The 15817-nt window shown below is 47.9% G+C and carries 12 protein-coding genes, 2 tRNA genes and 1 pseudogene; 7 read left to right on the plus strand and 8 right to left on the minus strand.

Annotated features, from left to right (window positions below; genetic code table 11):
- Window positions 1–21 precede the first annotated feature (21 nt).
- Complete coding sequence (locus tag I6L54_RS15995; protein WP_040231953.1) at window positions 22–396, minus strand: YcfL family putative periplasmic lipoprotein; 375 nt, start codon at window positions 394–396, stop codon at window positions 22–24.
- Window positions 397–398: 2 nt separating this feature from the next.
- Complete coding sequence (gene hinT / locus I6L54_RS16000; RefSeq protein ID WP_005121105.1) at window positions 399–758, minus strand: purine nucleoside phosphoramidase; 360 nt, start codon at window positions 756–758, stop codon at window positions 399–401.
- 348 nt (window positions 759–1106) lie between these two features.
- On the opposite strand from hinT, the gene fhuE reads away from it, so the two are divergent.
- Window positions 1107–3293 (plus strand): ferric-rhodotorulic acid/ferric-coprogen receptor FhuE, encoded by a 2187-nt coding sequence (fhuE, locus tag I6L54_RS16005; RefSeq protein ID WP_040231952.1) that lies wholly within the window; start codon window positions 1107–1109, stop codon window positions 3291–3293.
- A gap of 105 nt (window positions 3294–3398) precedes the next feature.
- On the opposite strand, the gene I6L54_RS16010 is transcribed toward fhuE, so the two are convergent.
- Window positions 3399–3474, minus strand: a tRNA-Asn gene (locus I6L54_RS16010).
- Between the two features lie 6 nt (window positions 3475–3480).
- Here I6L54_RS16010 and I6L54_RS24630 point away from each other — a divergent pair.
- From I6L54_RS24630 to I6L54_RS16025, 4 genes and pseudogenes are all read left to right on the plus strand, one after another.
- Window positions 3481–3588 carry a DUF5951 family protein gene (locus I6L54_RS24630; protein ID WP_353622658.1) on the plus strand — a complete coding sequence of 36 codons (108 nt, stop codon included), beginning with the start codon at window positions 3481–3483 and terminating at the stop codon, window positions 3586–3588.
- A 46-nt stretch (window positions 3589–3634) separates the two neighbouring features.
- A complete protein-coding gene (locus tag I6L54_RS16015) occupies window positions 3635–5122 on the plus strand; it encodes an EmmdR/YeeO family multidrug/toxin efflux MATE transporter (protein WP_280643724.1) in 1488 nt (495 codons plus the stop codon).
- Window positions 5123–5221: 99 nt separating this feature from the next.
- A tRNA-Asn gene (locus I6L54_RS16020) sits at window positions 5222–5297 on the plus strand.
- 134 nt (window positions 5298–5431) lie between these two features.
- A pseudogene (locus tag I6L54_RS16025) lies at window positions 5432–5913 on the plus strand (tyrosine-type recombinase/integrase); the annotation flags it as partial.
- A gap of 456 nt (window positions 5914–6369) precedes the next feature.
- On the opposite strand, the gene I6L54_RS16030 reads toward I6L54_RS16025, so the two are convergent.
- Window positions 6370–6921 carry a flavodoxin family protein gene (locus tag I6L54_RS16030; protein WP_005121110.1) on the minus strand — a complete coding sequence of 184 codons (552 nt, stop codon included), beginning with the start codon at window positions 6919–6921 and terminating at the stop codon, window positions 6370–6372.
- A 231-nt stretch (window positions 6922–7152) separates the two neighbouring features.
- On the opposite strand from I6L54_RS16030, the gene I6L54_RS16035 reads away from it, so the two are divergent.
- Window positions 7153–8190: an MBL fold metallo-hydrolase gene (locus I6L54_RS16035; RefSeq protein WP_005121111.1), complete on the plus strand. Its 1038-nt coding sequence runs from the start codon at window positions 7153–7155 to the stop codon at window positions 8188–8190.
- A 197-nt stretch (window positions 8191–8387) separates the two neighbouring features.
- Here I6L54_RS16035 and adeD read toward each other — a convergent pair whose 3' ends face one another.
- The 4 genes from adeD to I6L54_RS16055 all read right to left on the minus strand — a co-directional run bounded on the left by adeD (window position 8388) and on the right by I6L54_RS16055 (window position 14631).
- Entirely contained in the window at window positions 8388–10160 is a 1773-nt protein-coding gene (gene adeD, locus I6L54_RS16040; protein ID WP_040231951.1) for an adenine deaminase, read from the minus strand.
- 338 nt (window positions 10161–10498) lie between these two features.
- Window positions 10499–11431, minus strand: coding sequence for a nucleoside 2-deoxyribosyltransferase (locus tag I6L54_RS16045; protein ID WP_040231949.1), 933 nt, complete (start codon window positions 11429–11431; stop codon window positions 10499–10501).
- Window positions 11432–11600: 169 nt separating this feature from the next.
- Window positions 11601–12854: a nucleoside permease gene (locus I6L54_RS16050; protein ID WP_005123019.1), complete on the minus strand. Its 1254-nt coding sequence runs from the start codon at window positions 12852–12854 to the stop codon at window positions 11601–11603.
- Between the two features lie 586 nt (window positions 12855–13440).
- On the minus strand, window positions 13441–14631 hold the full coding sequence (locus I6L54_RS16055) for an MFS transporter (RefSeq protein WP_040231948.1): 1191 nt from the start codon (window positions 14629–14631) through the stop codon (window positions 13441–13443).
- Window positions 14632–14738: 107 nt separating this feature from the next.
- Between I6L54_RS16055 and I6L54_RS16060 the strand changes: the two genes are divergently transcribed.
- Window positions 14739–15611 (plus strand): LysR substrate-binding domain-containing protein, encoded by an 873-nt coding sequence (locus tag I6L54_RS16060; RefSeq protein ID WP_040232001.1) that lies wholly within the window; start codon window positions 14739–14741, stop codon window positions 15609–15611.
- Window positions 15612–15817: the final 206 nt, after the last annotated feature.

Here is a 15817-nt window from a genome sequence, read left to right on the forward strand (position 1 = left end):
TTGATCTTCAAGATTCACCCCTTACAGATAAAGATAAAGCCTAACCTTGTGCGCCCCCAGATAATTGGCGCTGCCGTACAGCGTTACCGACGAACGAGCCGGGATAGTCACGCTGCGCGGCGCTTCCAGAGGATGCATCTCCAGCCCTCTGGCGTCATACCAGTAAAACCGATAATGAACGGTGACAGGTTCTTGTCTTTCGTTGTAGAGTCGCGAGGATGCTGAGGCCTGAATATCAGACGTTGTTAACTCAGGCGGCTCTGCAGTGATACCCGCCGCCAGTACTGTTGATTCCATCACCAGAGACTGTTCATCACTGACCGGAATTTCCGGGTGTGAACGGCAGCCAGCCAGCAACAGCAGACCCAACGTAAGCGCAATGCATCCTCTGGTCATTATTAAAGACCTTTATGCGCGAGCATTGGACCAAGCGCACGTCCACCCAGCAGATGCATATGAATGTGATACACCTCCTGACCACCGTGACGGTTGGTATTCATAATCAAACGGTATCCATCTTCGGCAATGCCTTCCTGCTCAGCGATTTTCGCCGCCACTGTGATCATACGTCCCAGCGCCTGCTCATGCTCTGCCGTCACATCGTTGACGGTTGGGATTAAAACGTTCGGGATGATCAGAATATGCGTTGGCGCCTGAGGTGAAATATCACGAAACGCAGTGACCAGCTCATCCTGGTATACGATGTCCGACGGAATTTCACGACGAATAATTTTGCTGAATATAGTTTCTTCTGCCACGACGTTTTCCTTTTTCATTAAGAGCCCATGCGTTGTGCCATGCTACGCCGGGTGACTCTGCGAGTATAGAGTATGAGCGAGTTACTCACGCTCTTTCAACTTTAACCCTCGATTTTTTAAGCAAAAAGCCCTGCCAGTGCTGTTCTTATAACCATTTCCCGGCGCTATCGCTCAGACATAGTACTGAAACAATATTTCATTTATGCGTAGCATTTGTTTACACATTGAATATGAATGCGTATATTTCGCATTTGCATTCTCATGAAGAAAAAATAATTAACAGCCAAAGGGTTCATTACGCACTCACGTGATTCGAACTTAATATTAATAATTATCAAGGACTTTCTGATGTCTTTCACAACACACGACAGGGACGAACAGCATCGTTCTGCCATTGTCCCATCCCTCCTGGCAGCCTGTATTACGGCTGCGCTATTGCCTTGTACCAGCCTCGCCGCCTCCGCAGAAGAGACCGTGATCGTTGATGGTTCAGCCTCCGCCACATCCAGTGATGAGCAGGATTACAACGTTAAATCGACATCTGCAGGTACAAAAATGCAGATGACACAGCGAGATATCCCGCAATCGGTCAGCATCGTCAGCCAACAGCGTATGGAAGATCAGCAACTCCAGACACTGGGTGATGTGATGGACAACACACTGGGGATCAGCAAAAGCCAGGCGGACTCTGACCGCAGCAGCTATTTCTCTCGCGGATTCCAGATCGATAACTACATGGTCGATGGGATCCCGACCTATTTTGAATCCCGTTGGAACCTCGGCGATGCCCTTTCTGACACGGCCTTGTTTGAACGTGTAGAAGTGGTTCGTGGTGCAAACGGGTTAATGACCGGCACGGGGAATCCTTCGGCATCTATTAACATGATCCGTAAGCATGCCACCAGCCGCGAGTTCACCGGGAATGTATCTGCGGAATACGGTAGTTGGAATAAACAGCGCTATGTGACCGATTTGCAAAGCCCATTGACGGCAGACGGTAACGTGCGCGCCCGCATCGTGGCGGGTTATCAAAATAACGATTCCTGGCTTGACCGTTATAACAATGAAAAAATGTTTTTCTCGGGGATTGTCGATGCCGATCTGGGCGACACCACCAGCCTGTCGGCAGGTTACGAATACCAGCGTATTGATATCAACAGTCCAACCTGGGGCGGGTTGCCGCGCTGGAATACCGATGGCAGCAAAAACAGCTACGACCGCTCGCGCAGCACCGCGCCGGACTGGACCTACAATGACAAAGACATCAACAAAGTCTTCGTGACACTCAAGCAGCGTTTCGCGGATACCTGGCAAACAACCCTGAATGCCACCCACTCCGAGGTCAAGTTCGACAGTAAGATGATGTACGTCGACGCTTACGTTAATAAAGATGACGGCACACTGATTGGTCCCTATGGCAACTATGGACCGGGCTATGATTACGTTGGTGGAACAGGCTGGAACAGCGGCAAGCGTAAAATCGATGCCGTCGATCTTTTTGCCGATGGTGGCTACGACCTGTTTGGTCGTCAGCATAACCTGATGCTGGGTGGCAGTTACAGCAAGCAAAATAACCGTTATGAGAGCTCGTGGGCAAACGTCTTCCCCAACGAAATAGGTAGCTTCTATACCTACGACGGTAACTTCCCGGAAACCAACTGGAGCCCACAGTCATTGGCCCAGGACGACACCACGCACATGAAATCACTCTACGCCGCAACGCGTATTTCGCTCGCCGACCCATTGCATTTGATCGTCGGCGCGCGCTATACCAACTGGCGTATCGACACCCTGGCCTACAGCATGGAACAAAACCACACCACGCCCTATGCGGGTCTGGTGTATGACATCGATGATAACTGGTCCACTTACGCCAGCTATACCTCTATCTTCCAGCCGCAGAACAAACGCGACAGTTCCGGTAAATATCTCTCCCCTATTACCGGCAACAACTACGAAGTTGGTCTGAAATCAGACTGGATGAACAGCCGTTTAACCACCACCCTCGCCGTATTCCGCATTGAGCAGGATAACGTGGCGCAATCAACCGGCGTACCAATCGCCGGTAGCAATGGGGATACGGCCTTTAAAGCGATGGATGGAACGGTCAGCAAAGGCGTTGAATTCGAAGTGAACGGTGCGATCACGGATAACTGGCAGATGACTTTCGGCGCAACGCGGTACGTTGCGGATGACAACGACGGCAATGCCGTCAATCCGAACCTGCCGCGTACTACAGTAAAACTGTTCACCCGTTATAACCTGCCTGCCCTGCCGGCACTGACCGTGGGGGGCGGAGTTAACTGGCAGAATCGAGTGTATAGTGATACGGTCACGCCTTATGGCACATTCCGCGCGGAACAGGGAAGCTACGCCCTTGTAGATCTGTTCACCCGCTATCAGGTGACGAAAAACTTCTCTGTGCAGGGTAACCTCAATAACCTGTTCGATAAAACCTACGACACCAATATCGACGGTTCTATCGTCTATGGTGAGCCGCGTAACGTCAGCCTCACCGCCAGCTACCAGTTCTGATAATACCCAGTCTGTAAAGCATCCACCTGCATGTCAGGTGGATTTACCGAAAAGCTAAAAAGCAAAAAGCCCGCTTAAGTTTCCTTAAGCGGGCTTCTCTAAATTTGGCTCCTCTGACTGGACTCGAACCAGTGACATACGGATTAACAGTCCGCCGTTCTACCGACTGAACTACAGAGGAATCGTTGTGGAGGCTTATCTTAGCGGCGAAAAAACATTTGTCAAACCCCAATTCCTACATTGGGGATCAATTGGTGCTTCTCTCGACAGTTTGTTGCATTTACAGACATTTTAAATGGAAAAAACTTTGCAGCTTTTTTGATTCTCCCTCATCATTTGAAATGAGGTTTCAACTTTTTTCATTAAGGTCCACTTTGAACGTCTCCGCAGCCTTACGCCAGGTCGCATCCCGCACGCCCTGGTATGCCAAACGCAAGCGTTATAAAGTTCTCTTTTGGCGCGAAATTACCCCGCTTGCTGTCCCCATTTTTCTGGAAAACACCTGTGTACTCTTGATGGGAGTACTGAGCACCTTCCTGGTGAGCTGGTTGGGTAAAGAAGCTATGGCAGGCGTCGGGCTTGCCGACAGCTTCAACATGGTCATCATGGCATTTTTCGCCGCCATCGACCTTGGCACGACGGTGGTGGTTGCTTTTAGTCTCGGAAAGCGCGATCGTCGACGCGCCAGAGCCGCAGCCAGACAATCACTGGTGATCATGACAATATTTGCTGTCGTACTGGCGGCGGTGATTCACTATTTCGGTGAGCAGATTATTGATGTCGTTGCAGGAGAAGCCACCCCTGATGTAAAAGCGCTGGCGCTAACCTATCTGGAATTAACAGTGCTCAGCTACCCCGCTGCAGCAATTGCGTTAATTGGCAGCGGCGCACTGCGCGGTGCCGGAAATACCAAAATACCGTTATTGATTAACGGTGGTATGAACATCCTGAACATTATCATCAGTAGCATCCTGATCTACGGCATTTTTTCCTGGCAAGGGCTGGGATTCGTCGGCGCAGGTCTGGGGTTGACGATTTCACGTTACATTGGTGCCATCGCCATTATATGGGTGCTGATGATTGGATTTAACCCAGCGCTGCGCATTCCCCTGAAGAGCTATTTTAAACCGCTGAATCTTGCCATCATCTGGGAAGTCATGGGGATTGGTATTCCTGCCAGTATAGAGTCAGTCCTGTTTAACGGTGGCAAGTTACTTACGCAGATGTTTGTTTCAGGTATGGGTACCAGCGTAATTGCCGGTAACTTCATTGCCTTTTCGATAGCGGCACTGATCAACCTGCCGGGAAACGCTTTAGGTTCCGCGTCTACCATCATTACCGGCAGACGTCTGGGAAATGGACAGATTGCTCAGGCGGAAATCCAGTTGCGGCATGTATTCTGGCTCTCCACAATCGGATTAACCGCCATCGCCTGGCTAACCGCCCCGTTTGCAGGCGTGATGGCTTCGTTTTATACCCACGATCAGGATGTAAAAGAGGTCATTGTCATCCTGATTTGGCTGAACGCGGCATTTATGCCGATATGGGCAGCATCATGGGTTCTTCCTGCTGGATTTAAAGGTGCACGTGACGCCCGTTTCGCTATGTGGGTCTCCATGTTGGGGATGTGGGGCTGTCGTGTTGTTGCCGGCTACACCCTCGGGATCGTATTAGGATGGGGTGTCGTTGGCGTCTGGATGGGGATGTTCTTCGACTGGGCAGTACGGGCCGCGTTATTTTACTGGCGAATGGTCACAGGTCGTTGGCTGTGGAAATATCCACGTCCTGAACGTGAAAAGTATATAAAACAATCGTCTGCGTCTGAATAAGCGACGAAATGAAGAATATTTCAGCAAACGATCGCAAATATCCATTCAGGCTTTGACAATACAGACAGGCATCGCTAATATTCGCCCCGTTCACACGATTCCTCTGTAGTTCAGTCGGTAGAACGGCGGACTGTTAATCCGTATGTCACTGGTTCGAGTCCAGTCAGAGGAGCCAAATTCCTGTTTTCAGGCGTGCTTATAAATACCTGTATGATTAGGTTTCAATAAGTTAGCGTGAAAATCTTTCCCGATGCGTTTTTAGTTTTCCCTCCGCATACGGTTAATTTGGTGGTCAGATTTGGAGTCAGATTGGTTCGACTCTGGAGTGACCTCCAAACGTCTTTAAACGATTCTAAAATCCGCAACTTAAAACCCTCGTCTCGTCCTGTAAAGCTCTCCGATTCACACGGTCTGTATCTGCTGGTCAATCCGGGCAGCTCGCGTATCTGGTATCTCAAATATCGTTTCAGTGGCAAAGAATCCCGCGTCAGTCTCGGCGCTTATCCGCTCATCTCGCTTGCTGAGGCAAAACAGAAACGTGACGATATCCGCAAATTACTGGCGCAGAATATCAATCCTGCACAACAGCGCTTGACTGAAAAGCCGCCGCGTCAACGGAAAAGTGTTTTAAAGCTGTCGCGCGGGGCTGGCATAAAATCAACAAAAAGTAGTCGGCTGATTATGCCGCGCGTATTCTCACCAGCATGGAAAATCATATCTTTCCGGCCATCGGTCATCTGCCCGTCACCACGCTGAAAACACAGCATTTCACCGCATTACTGCGGGTTATATTCAGTACAACATTGTGGATTCCAGAACGCTGCGCGACGCGCAGTACTGATGTGAAATTGGCAAGCCAATTCAGGATGAAGTCATTGCCCGAACTGAATACGAGAAAATGTAATCTTTCATCGGCTGTGGGTCTCAAAGTGGCAACCACTGGGCAAAACCTACCCGGCACAAAACTGGCAACCTTTGATGGATGCACTGCTGTCAGAGCTCGAACAGTTCTTTACCCGAAAAAATGGCCTGCTATATCGGCAGTGATACCCCTTTTTAACCCTGGTCAGTACTTGATTACATATTATGAGTTTTGTGGGAGGCGGAGAACGAAGTCCAGCATTCTAATATGAAAAGGGTTCACAAAAATTTGAACCCTTTAGCACTGACTATTAAAACGAATACCATGTCTTAAATATTTAGCCTGAGTAATTTTTAATAAGCTACCACCGGCTAAGATAAAAACTTTACTTCATGCGCGCGGCAATCGCAGCCACACGTTCACCGTAATGATAAGCCGTTTGCAAATCGCCTGCCGGGATTTTATCTGCACCAGCGTCGGAAGGTGACTGCACCAGCAGGCCAACAGATCCACCAAGATTATTGATATCATCACGGGTGGAAGCCAACGCATTTGCCGGAGCCTGGCCCAGGCTCACCCAGATGCCACCGTGCTGTGAAGCAAGCGTTTGTAAATAAATCAGAGTGACCTGCTTGTCACCATTCAGGCTGGCGCTGTTAGTGAATCCACCAAAAACTTTATCCTGCCATTTACGGGTGAACCAGGCTTTTGAACTGGCATCAGCGAACTTTTTGAACTGCCACGGTGCGCCGCCCATGTAAGTTGGTGAGCCTAAAATGATCGCATCTGCAGCATCAAGCTTTTCCCAATCCTGCTCGGTAATATTCCCCTCAGAATCAACGGCAATCAACCCAGCCTTTGCACCCTCAGCCACTTTTTCCGCGACTAACTGGGTGTGACCATAACCTGAATAATAAACCACAAATACATTTTCCATATAAAACATTCCTTTTATATATAATTAATGTGAATAAATGACATTATTGAAAACTCCATAAAAGAGTATGGGGTATCTGAAGATATAAATCCACCCAATAAAAATCAGCATTTTTGAAGCAATTATTCAATTTATTTTCATTAATATCCACTCGCCTCTCATCTATTATTTACCAGTTACAGCAAACATCACTACAAAAAATGAAAACATGAAAATTAAAAAGGATTTAATATGAATACAATTCGCCCGGTATTTTTCATCGTGACAGCGCTAACATCTGCCAGTGTACTGGCACAGGCCCCTACCCCCGCGGTCTCTACCGTTAATGCACATTACATGACTCCCTCCGCTAACATTACGCTGCCCGTCGGAAATAAGATTGATAACCTCCATCAGAGAAATATGGAACAGCCTTATATATTGCAGAAAATAGGCGAGCGGACGTATTACGTTCAGCGCTATTTCTATTCCACCACCTTTTATGTTGGCGATAAGGGGGTATTGCTGTTCGATGCCCCGGAGGGACGGGGGAAGTTCCTACTTCAGGCTATCCGCGATGTTACAACGCTGCCAGTGACGACGCTGATTTACTCGCATTACCACGTTGATCATATCGGTGACAGTCCATTCTGGGTTGAGGAAGCGCAAAAGACAGGAGTGAAATTGCAGATCGTTGCCAGCGAGGCCACCACTGAAAAAATGCGTTTTATGGACAGTCGATTACCAGTGGCAAATCGGGTACTGAAAAACGCGGATGATCGATTCACATTTGAAAACCTGACGGTTGAACTACACCGTTTCTTAAAGGCTGCGCACACTGACGATCATTCAGCATGGTTGCTAAAAGAAGAAAAAGTCGTTCACAGCCCAGATCTGCTTAACCCCGATCAATTACCAATGATGGGCTTTGCTGTATCGGATACCGCGGTTTATCACGATGCCAACTTACGGCAGGTGGAAGCGCTCGACTGGAACTATTTTGTCGGAGGACATGGCAATGTAGGCTCGCGCGACGATTTCCAGTTTCAGCATCGCTTTCTGAGTGATTTACGCGCAGCAACCCTTAAAGCACGAAAAGAAGAAGCATTCGGAAAATTCATGAATAAAACTGCTAACAACCACGCTGAATTTGCTCGCGCACAGCGTGATGCAATCATCAATCGCGTCACCGAAGCACTGCGCCCGCAATATGGTCATATGTACGGTTACGATGCCTCCATGCCTGCTAACGTTGAGCTGGCTATCAGGCTGGTTGGTTCTTACTACTAACACAATAATAGCGGAACGGACGGGGCTGGTCTCAGGGTAAGTGGCGAACCTTGCAGCGCCCTGGTCTGTTCTACCATAGAAGGAACGCGGATATCAGTTGGCAGAAAATATCCGGTTACGATCTGACAAAATGAACGAATACCAGTGAGTGCACTTCGGTAGCAAAACCGGGCGGCATTGCACCGTCCGGTTTTGCTTCAGGAAGGCACTTTTACCTGTATATCGGTGAAGGTAAACGCATCACCGTCAAACAAGCCTTTGCTGGTGAGTTTCAGTGCCGGGATGACCGGCAGCGAAAGAAACGCCATCTGAATAAAGGGTTCGTCCAGCATCACGCCGCAGCGTCGGCAGGCGGCTTTTAACACGTCTATTTGCTGCGCCAGTTCGGCAGCGGGCGTCTGGCTCATCAGCCCGCAGATGGGCAACGGCAGATGTGCGGCGACCTGACCGTCCAGCGCCACGCACAGGCCGCCACCGTTGGCGATCACCTGATTGACTGCACGAGCCATCTCCCGTGCATCGTGGCCGATGACCACAATGTTGTGGCTGTCATGGCTGACGGTGGCCGCCAGCGCGCCTTTACGCAGGCCAAAACCAGCGAGCAGTCCCAGCGCTGGCGACGTCTGCTGCCCGTAACGCTCCAGTACGGCGATAAAGCAGATATCGTCGCTATCGAAGCGATCACCGAGCCAGACGCTCTCCCGCTTGTGGGTAATCAACTCATTAGGGATGATTTCGATAGTCCGGTAGCGGGCGTCGGTCTCCAGCGGTATCGTCAAATCGGCGGCGCTGACTGGCTGGCGGCGAATAGTGTTACCCTCTGGCGGCAGGCTACGGCGCTGGCGTTCGGCCTCTCCGGCGGCCAGTTCGGCAGCGTTGACCGGCAGGCCTTTCACCAGCACCTGGCGGACTTCCACCTGGTTTAGGTCGCTTAACAGCACAATATCCGCCTGCTTGCCGGGGGCGATCAGCCCCAGATGTTTTAAGCCAAAGTGGCGCGCAGGTGACCAGGTGGCGACACGATAGGCCAGATGCACCGGCAGATGATGCTGATTGATCAGGCGGCGGATCAGCGCGTCAATGTGGCCTTCATGGGCGATCTCCCACGGATTGCGATCATCCGTGCAGAGCATACACTGCGGGCTGTTCAGTTCGTTGATTAGCGGAGCCAGCGCGTCGAGGTTACGGGCGGCGGAACCTTCACGGATCATCAGCGCCATTCCCGCGCTCAGTTTTTCCCGCCCTTCAGCGAAGGTGTGCGTCTCGTGGCAGTTTTCGACACCGGCGGCGATATAGGCGTTCAGCGCCTTGCCGGAAAGCGATGGGCAGTGGCCGTCCAGCGTCAAATGGCGGAAGGCATCCAGCTTATCGAGAATTGCGTCGTCGCCACGCACCACGCCGGGGAAATCCATCATCTCCGCCAGCCCCGTTACCAGCGGGTGGTCACGCCAGGGTAGCATTTGCGCCAGCGGAAATTCCGCGCCGTTGATATCGCTGCCCGCCAGCGCCGGCACGCAGGAACTAACCTGAATAAACTGGTTTTGCCGCGCCTGTTCTGCACAGCGGATAAACCAACGCAGCCCCTCCTCACCCATCACGTTGACTATTTCATGCGGATCGCAAATCAGGGTGGTCAGGCCGCGCGGCAGCGTGGCGGTTTCAAAGGTCACGGGCGTCATCATGCTGGATTCAATGTGCAGATGGGCATCAATGAAACCGGGAACCGCCACGGCATGCCCGGCATCGATACGCTGACGAGCAGGGGCGTCCTGATAGGCAGGGCCGATGCCTGCAATGCTCTTGCCGCTGATGACTATCGGGCCGGGGAGCATTCCGCCGTTAATCAGGTCGAGAACCGTAACGTTATCAATCATATAATCTGCTGGCGCATCTCCGCGGGCAACGGCTAATATGTTCTGTAATTCATCACGACTGAGTTGATGAGATTTTGCGCGAGATTGATTATTCATTCATTTTCTCATTTTGACTTTATCAATTTGGTAGATTCATTCATGAGTTTCCTGGTTAGATAACCAGTACTGTTGAATAAATCATAATTCGGAGCAGATACTGTATGATGGGATAATTATTACTCAGTCCGGCATCCTCAGCAGCGCCATCCAGTTTAGCGCTAAGAGCATTGCTATCGTTTGCCCATCCGGGCATCATCATTCTGCAATGTCAGGTCGTGTTTTTAACTTGTGGGCAGTCGTACTGCTCGGAGAGAATAAACCGTCAATCAACATGACCTGTTCAAAAATGATGATATTGATGACGGTTCAACCAAATTTCATGTTAAATATAATAATTAAACTATTGCACCACTTTTAATCAACGATTCAAGTTCTGCAAATGAATGCGTCATTGTTGCTGAATAGGTAACCATCAGATTCAGATAATCAGTGCCCAGCCCTGAATGGTAGCGCTGCTGTTTACTACAGTAAATGATAGATTGTTTTTTTAGTGCGTAAGCAATGCCATTCATAATGCCTGAATCTACGTCTGGCTCAAAGACATCAGAATAAAAAACAGCCTGCCTGCTTTTTCTTAAATTATCAATATCTGCAGCAATATCATTTATATTATCGCCGATAATATATGTTTTCCCTGCGGTGGTAATTGCATTTTTAATATTCTCCAGCAACCCTCGCGAAGGTTCTGTATACATAAAATTGGGGTCAAGATAATAATCATACTCAATCGGCAACGGTGTTAATGGTAGTGCTGGAGGAATTTCGCCCCCAAAATCCGCAATTAAATTATGCTGGAAAGTATGTAACGCACGATTAAGGATATCAGTTGTTTGCTCACGGTAATTTGTGATACTTGTGTCTGTGTCGAATACTGAAACAACTTTAGCGACATAATTCATCAGTTTGCTTATGGGATAAAACTCTTCGGAATCACCCGCTGCCCACAGAAGAAAGTCAGTCGTAATCAGGTGAACGGGCAATCCCAGGGCCCATGCATAACCCACCTCCCAGGCACAACCTGAATCATAGGTACCACCATCAAAATACCCTATCATACCAACGCAGTTGTCCATATTGGCTACATCACGGACAAAGATTTCTTCTTCACTTGATGAACCGGCATCATCTCTGTATGGCAGAAGCGTATGCGCCAGTGGTGGGAGCAGACCATCGTCAATCCATCGATCAATAGTGTCATTTAAATTTAATGCGTCCAGTCGCCAGGGCGCGCAATATACTCTGCACTGATTATATAATTGATTCGCCATAATACCCTCTTTTTATATGAATAATTAATTTTGCGTTATATTCCCGGCATATTTCAAGTTGCGGGATAAAACACCGCAGGCATTTTTAAATCACGCTTATTCTGACTCTGAAGGAGCCGAACAGCGGTGTAGTTAATTACCCTGCAACTTGAAGCCGATAAAGATATCATCATGCATAGCTATCTGTCGCCGTACTGGAATTATTGTGTTTATACTTGAATATCATCATAAACACGACCGCGAGAACCAGTGAATATCCTGCAAATACCAGCCAGATAGTTGACCATTCAGGACTACCCGCGACGGTCAGATGATCGACCACTTTACCACTTACAAATCCGCCAATAATACAACCGAATCCATTAGCCATCATCAAGAATACCCCCTGAGCACTATTGCGAATGGAAGCATCAACCTCTTTTTCAACAAACACAGAGCCAGAAATATTGAAAAAATCGAATGCACATCCGTAAACAACCATAGAAAGAATTAATAGAATTGTTCCGCCCACGGAGGGATCGCCATAAGCAAATAAACCGAAGCGCAGCATCCACGCAATCATGCTCATTAACATGACATTTTTAATCCCAAAGCGTTTCAGGAAAAAAGGAATGGCCAGGATGAAGCACACTTCCGAAATTTGTGAAATGGACAACAGAATAGACGCATGAGTTACCACAAAGCTGCTGGCAAATTCTGGGATTTTCTCAAAACTGTGCAGGTATGTATTACCAAACATGCCGGTAATCTGTAATTCCGCACCAAGCAACATGGAAAAAATAAAGAAAATGGCCATTCTCTTATTTTTGAAAAGAGCAAATGCGCGCAGCCCCAACATATCAACCAATCCGTACGCCTTGTTAGACTTAGCGACAGGAACCAGCGGCAGTGTAAGCGTGAACAGGCTCAAGGCCAGTGAAGCCACAGCACCGATATATAACTGAATGTGGCTCAGTTCAAAACCCGCCAGGCTTACAGCCCACATGGCAACAATAAAGCCAATGGTTCCCCAGATACGGATCGGGGGGAAATCCGCCACAATATCCATACCCGCATTCTGAATGCGATAGTAGGAAATCGTGTTACTCAGCCCCAGCGTCGGCATGTAAACCAGCGAGTTCAACAAAATGACAATAAACATGGAAGAAGGGGTATCAACAGATGCGGCAATAAATAACGTCACCGCGCCAAAAAAATGACAAGCTGCATAAATCCATTTAGCACTGATCCATTTATCCGCAACGATCCCCAACAGAGGGGATGTTATCAGTGCGGCAATACCAAGTGTACTATAAACCGCACCAATATCTTCACCTTTAAACCCCAGTGTAATAAATAAATAAGAACCAAAAGTATTCAACCAGCTTCCCCACAAAAAGAATTGCAGGAACGACATTACCTTTAACTGTAGTTTTATATTCATATAATTTCCATTTATAAATTCAAAACATTATATCAAGAAGATTGGATTCTCTTATTCAGCAGGTTGACTCTGAACAGCACTCAGAATTCTCATATATTCGTATGCACTCCGTTTTTTTGCCAAATATATGGCTAAACAGCCTGAACTTATCAATAGAAAATGATAGTATTTTATGGTGTGATCTATTGTTCCAACAGAGCATACGTTTTATGGATTAAATAAATATCAAACACATTAATCGTTTATAACACGAATGCACCATCGGATACCAATACACTTTCTAACCGCATTCAATATATTTTCCATATTAATTAACCTGAACTCGAGATAAACATGGGTGTAATTGAGCAGGCAATCAGACGAGTGGATCACATTACTAAGACATAATAATAGTAGCAGAATAGGCGGGATCGGTCTCAGGGGGATTTACATAGGGCATAGAAACTCCTGTAAACCAGATAATTATGGGAAATGCGCACAGCCAGAAGAGCGCAAACCCGTTAAGCAGCAGAACAGAGTCATAGTGCTTTTGAAAACGGGTTCTGCCGCAATAACTATTAATGTTATTAGCTGAAACAGACTATTATCATTGTTTTCCAGAATAACCAGAATATTTAACTTTATTGTATTGCAAATAACTAATCGCTGCTGCGATAAATAACGAGACTGCACCCAACAATATGGAATAGGTCATTCCATTTTTATTACTCTGGAAGACACTGACGACTAATGGGCCAAGGATCTGCCCCACCCCATATGTCAGCGTAACGAGACCAAGGAGATTAATCTTTTGGGGCGCGCTTATTTTTCTGGCCAGCGGCATGACTAACGAGCTGGTACCCATAAATGTGCCACCAAATCCAATACAGCTAATGGTTAGCAGCAGTGGCGAGTTAATAAATATGGCCATGACTACGCAGCTTGCTTGCACAATTAAGTTAACGCTCAGGCAGGATAATATATTCCATTTGCGGGCAGCCCAGAGCCAGCCATAGCATCCAGGAATAACGGCAAGACCGACAATAGACCAGATATGGTCGGCTAAAAAAGTATTGCCAACCCCAGTGGCCATTAACGGCAAATACGTGGCGACAATGATATAACCGAACCCCGCCAGGCCATACAGTAAGGCTAAATTCCACCACTGGATATCCGACTCCGCGCCTGCGACAGCTTTTACTGGGGAGATCATATGTTTATCTTTCGGCAATAGCATCGTCAGTATGACGAAAAGTATCGCTGAAATGATGGCTGCGCCAATCCACAACACATGTGAATTTAAGGCGTAGGATACACCAGCAATGACATATTCATTGCCGATAAAAATACCCATTCCTACGCCCGAAAACAAAGAGGCGATAACAAAAGGGTTATGGGTATGCTGAAGGACCAGCATTGAACCAAATATCATCATTCCCGCGCTTGCCACACCTGCAAGGAACCTGATTAACAAAATAATTTCTGGCTGAGTCACTTTTGCCATCAAAAAAATCAGCATGACGGTAAGTAGTGCTGAGGCCAGCAGCGACACTCTTAACTTATTGACCGCGCTAAAAATACCAAAAGAGAAAAGGAGGCTGCCAACAAGGTAACCTGCGTAGTTGGCACTGGCAATTATCGATAATTGTGAAAAGGTAAACAGTCCTTCATGAAGCATAAGCGGGAGCATAGGTGTATATAAAAAGCGCCCAATGCCCATTCCTAAGGTCAAGACGATCATACCAAATACAGCAGTACGCAACGGACGGAGGCCAACAGCACTGTGATCGAGATCCATATTTTGGCCTCAGAAGACGAATTAGGTTTGATTGTTATCTTACACAAGAAAATGATGATAAAAAGTTAATAAAAATGACGAAAACATTCACTTTGAGTAATGCTTCTATGAACAGTACCTCTCTGAACTTGTTTAAAACGGTGGCGGAAACGGGCTCCATATCCGCTGCTGCACGTAGTCTGCACTGCGTTTCTTCGAATGTCACAACCCGCCTTAAACAGCTGGAAGCCAGCCTTGATGTCTCTCTGTTTGTGCGCGAGAAAAATCGACTCTACATTACCCCTGAGGGCGAGCTGCTTCTGCGCTACGCCAACAAAATTCTGGCGTTGTTAGAGGAAGCGGAATTGTCGATGCTGGGCACAAAAGTGGCGGGGCCATTGCGTATTGGTGCAATGGAAACGACCGCAGCGGTACGCCTCCCTTCGATACTGGCGAATTTCCACCGCGAAATGCCTTCCATTGAGTTAAACCTGAAAACCGCCCCTACTGAGACGCTGGTGCAACACATTCTGAACAATGAACTGGAAATCGCATTCGTTGCCGATCATCCGGGACTGCATATGGAAAATTCGCCCCTGCAATCACACGTGTTATGTCAGGAAACGCTGGTACTGGTAACGACGGCAGAGCACCAGAATGTCATTACTGGCGCTGACCTCCAGGTGACAAGGCCGCTGGTCTTTGTTAAAGGGTGCAACTATCGCTCCCGCCTGGGAGAATGGCTGTGCCTACAGGGGGTCGATTGCGCCGATCCTCTGGAATTTGGCTCTTTTCAGGCGATCCTTGGCTGTGTGAGTGCCGGGATGGGGATTGCGCTGTTGCCGGAGAACGTTGTCAGACAGTATGAGAATAACTTCCCTATCCGCAGTCATACGATTACGCCACAGATAGGTAAAGTGAACACCATGATGATATGGCTAAAAAGCCGCGAGGTCAGCCGGGTGCTTAATCACTTTGTCTCGTTTATTACGCGGGCTTAAGTGATTGCGTCTGGTAACGCCAGGCAACCGGCAACCCAGTGTATTCATGGATGCTAAATTTCTTATCCATTACAGGGACAGGCCACTTCACACCATTGATTAAAGTTATGTAAATGTAAATTATTTACACTTTGCAATGATTGTAATTGCTAGTGATTATCATTTATTGTACGCAGGCAAAAAAATGAGCCCCTGCTCGGGTCACT

Origin of the sequence: Citrobacter pasteurii (assembly GCF_019047765.1) — a bacterium.
Classification (GTDB): domain Bacteria; phylum Pseudomonadota; class Gammaproteobacteria; order Enterobacterales; family Enterobacteriaceae; genus Citrobacter; species Citrobacter pasteurii.

Coding starts and splice junctions, on each gene's coding strand:
- I6L54_RS15995 (WP_040231953.1), bottom strand. CDS start 396: ATGACCAGAGGATGCATTGCGCTTACGTTGGGTCTGCTGTTGCTGGCT.
- fhuE (WP_040231952.1), top strand. CDS start 1,107: ATGTCTTTCACAACACACGACAGGGACGAACAGCATCGTTCTGCCATT.
- I6L54_RS16015 (WP_280643724.1), top strand. CDS start 3,635: ATGAGGTTTCAACTTTTTTCATTAAGGTCCACTTTGAACGTCTCCGCA.
- I6L54_RS16030 (WP_005121110.1), bottom strand. CDS start 6,921: ATGGAAAATGTATTTGTGGTTTATTATTCAGGTTATGGTCACACCCAG.
- I6L54_RS16035 (WP_005121111.1), top strand. CDS start 7,153: ATGAATACAATTCGCCCGGTATTTTTCATCGTGACAGCGCTAACATCT.
- adeD (WP_040231951.1), bottom strand. CDS start 10,160: ATGAATAATCAATCTCGCGCAAAATCTCATCAACTCAGTCGTGATGAA.
- I6L54_RS16045 (WP_040231949.1), bottom strand. CDS start 11,431: ATGGCGAATCAATTATATAATCAGTGCAGAGTATATTGCGCGCCCTGG.
- I6L54_RS16050 (WP_005123019.1), bottom strand. CDS start 12,854: ATGAATATAAAACTACAGTTAAAGGTAATGTCGTTCCTGCAATTCTTT.
- I6L54_RS16055 (WP_040231948.1), bottom strand. CDS start 14,631: ATGGATCTCGATCACAGTGCTGTTGGCCTCCGTCCGTTGCGTACTGCT.
- I6L54_RS16060 (WP_040232001.1), top strand. CDS start 14,739: ATGAACAGTACCTCTCTGAACTTGTTTAAAACGGTGGCGGAAACGGGC.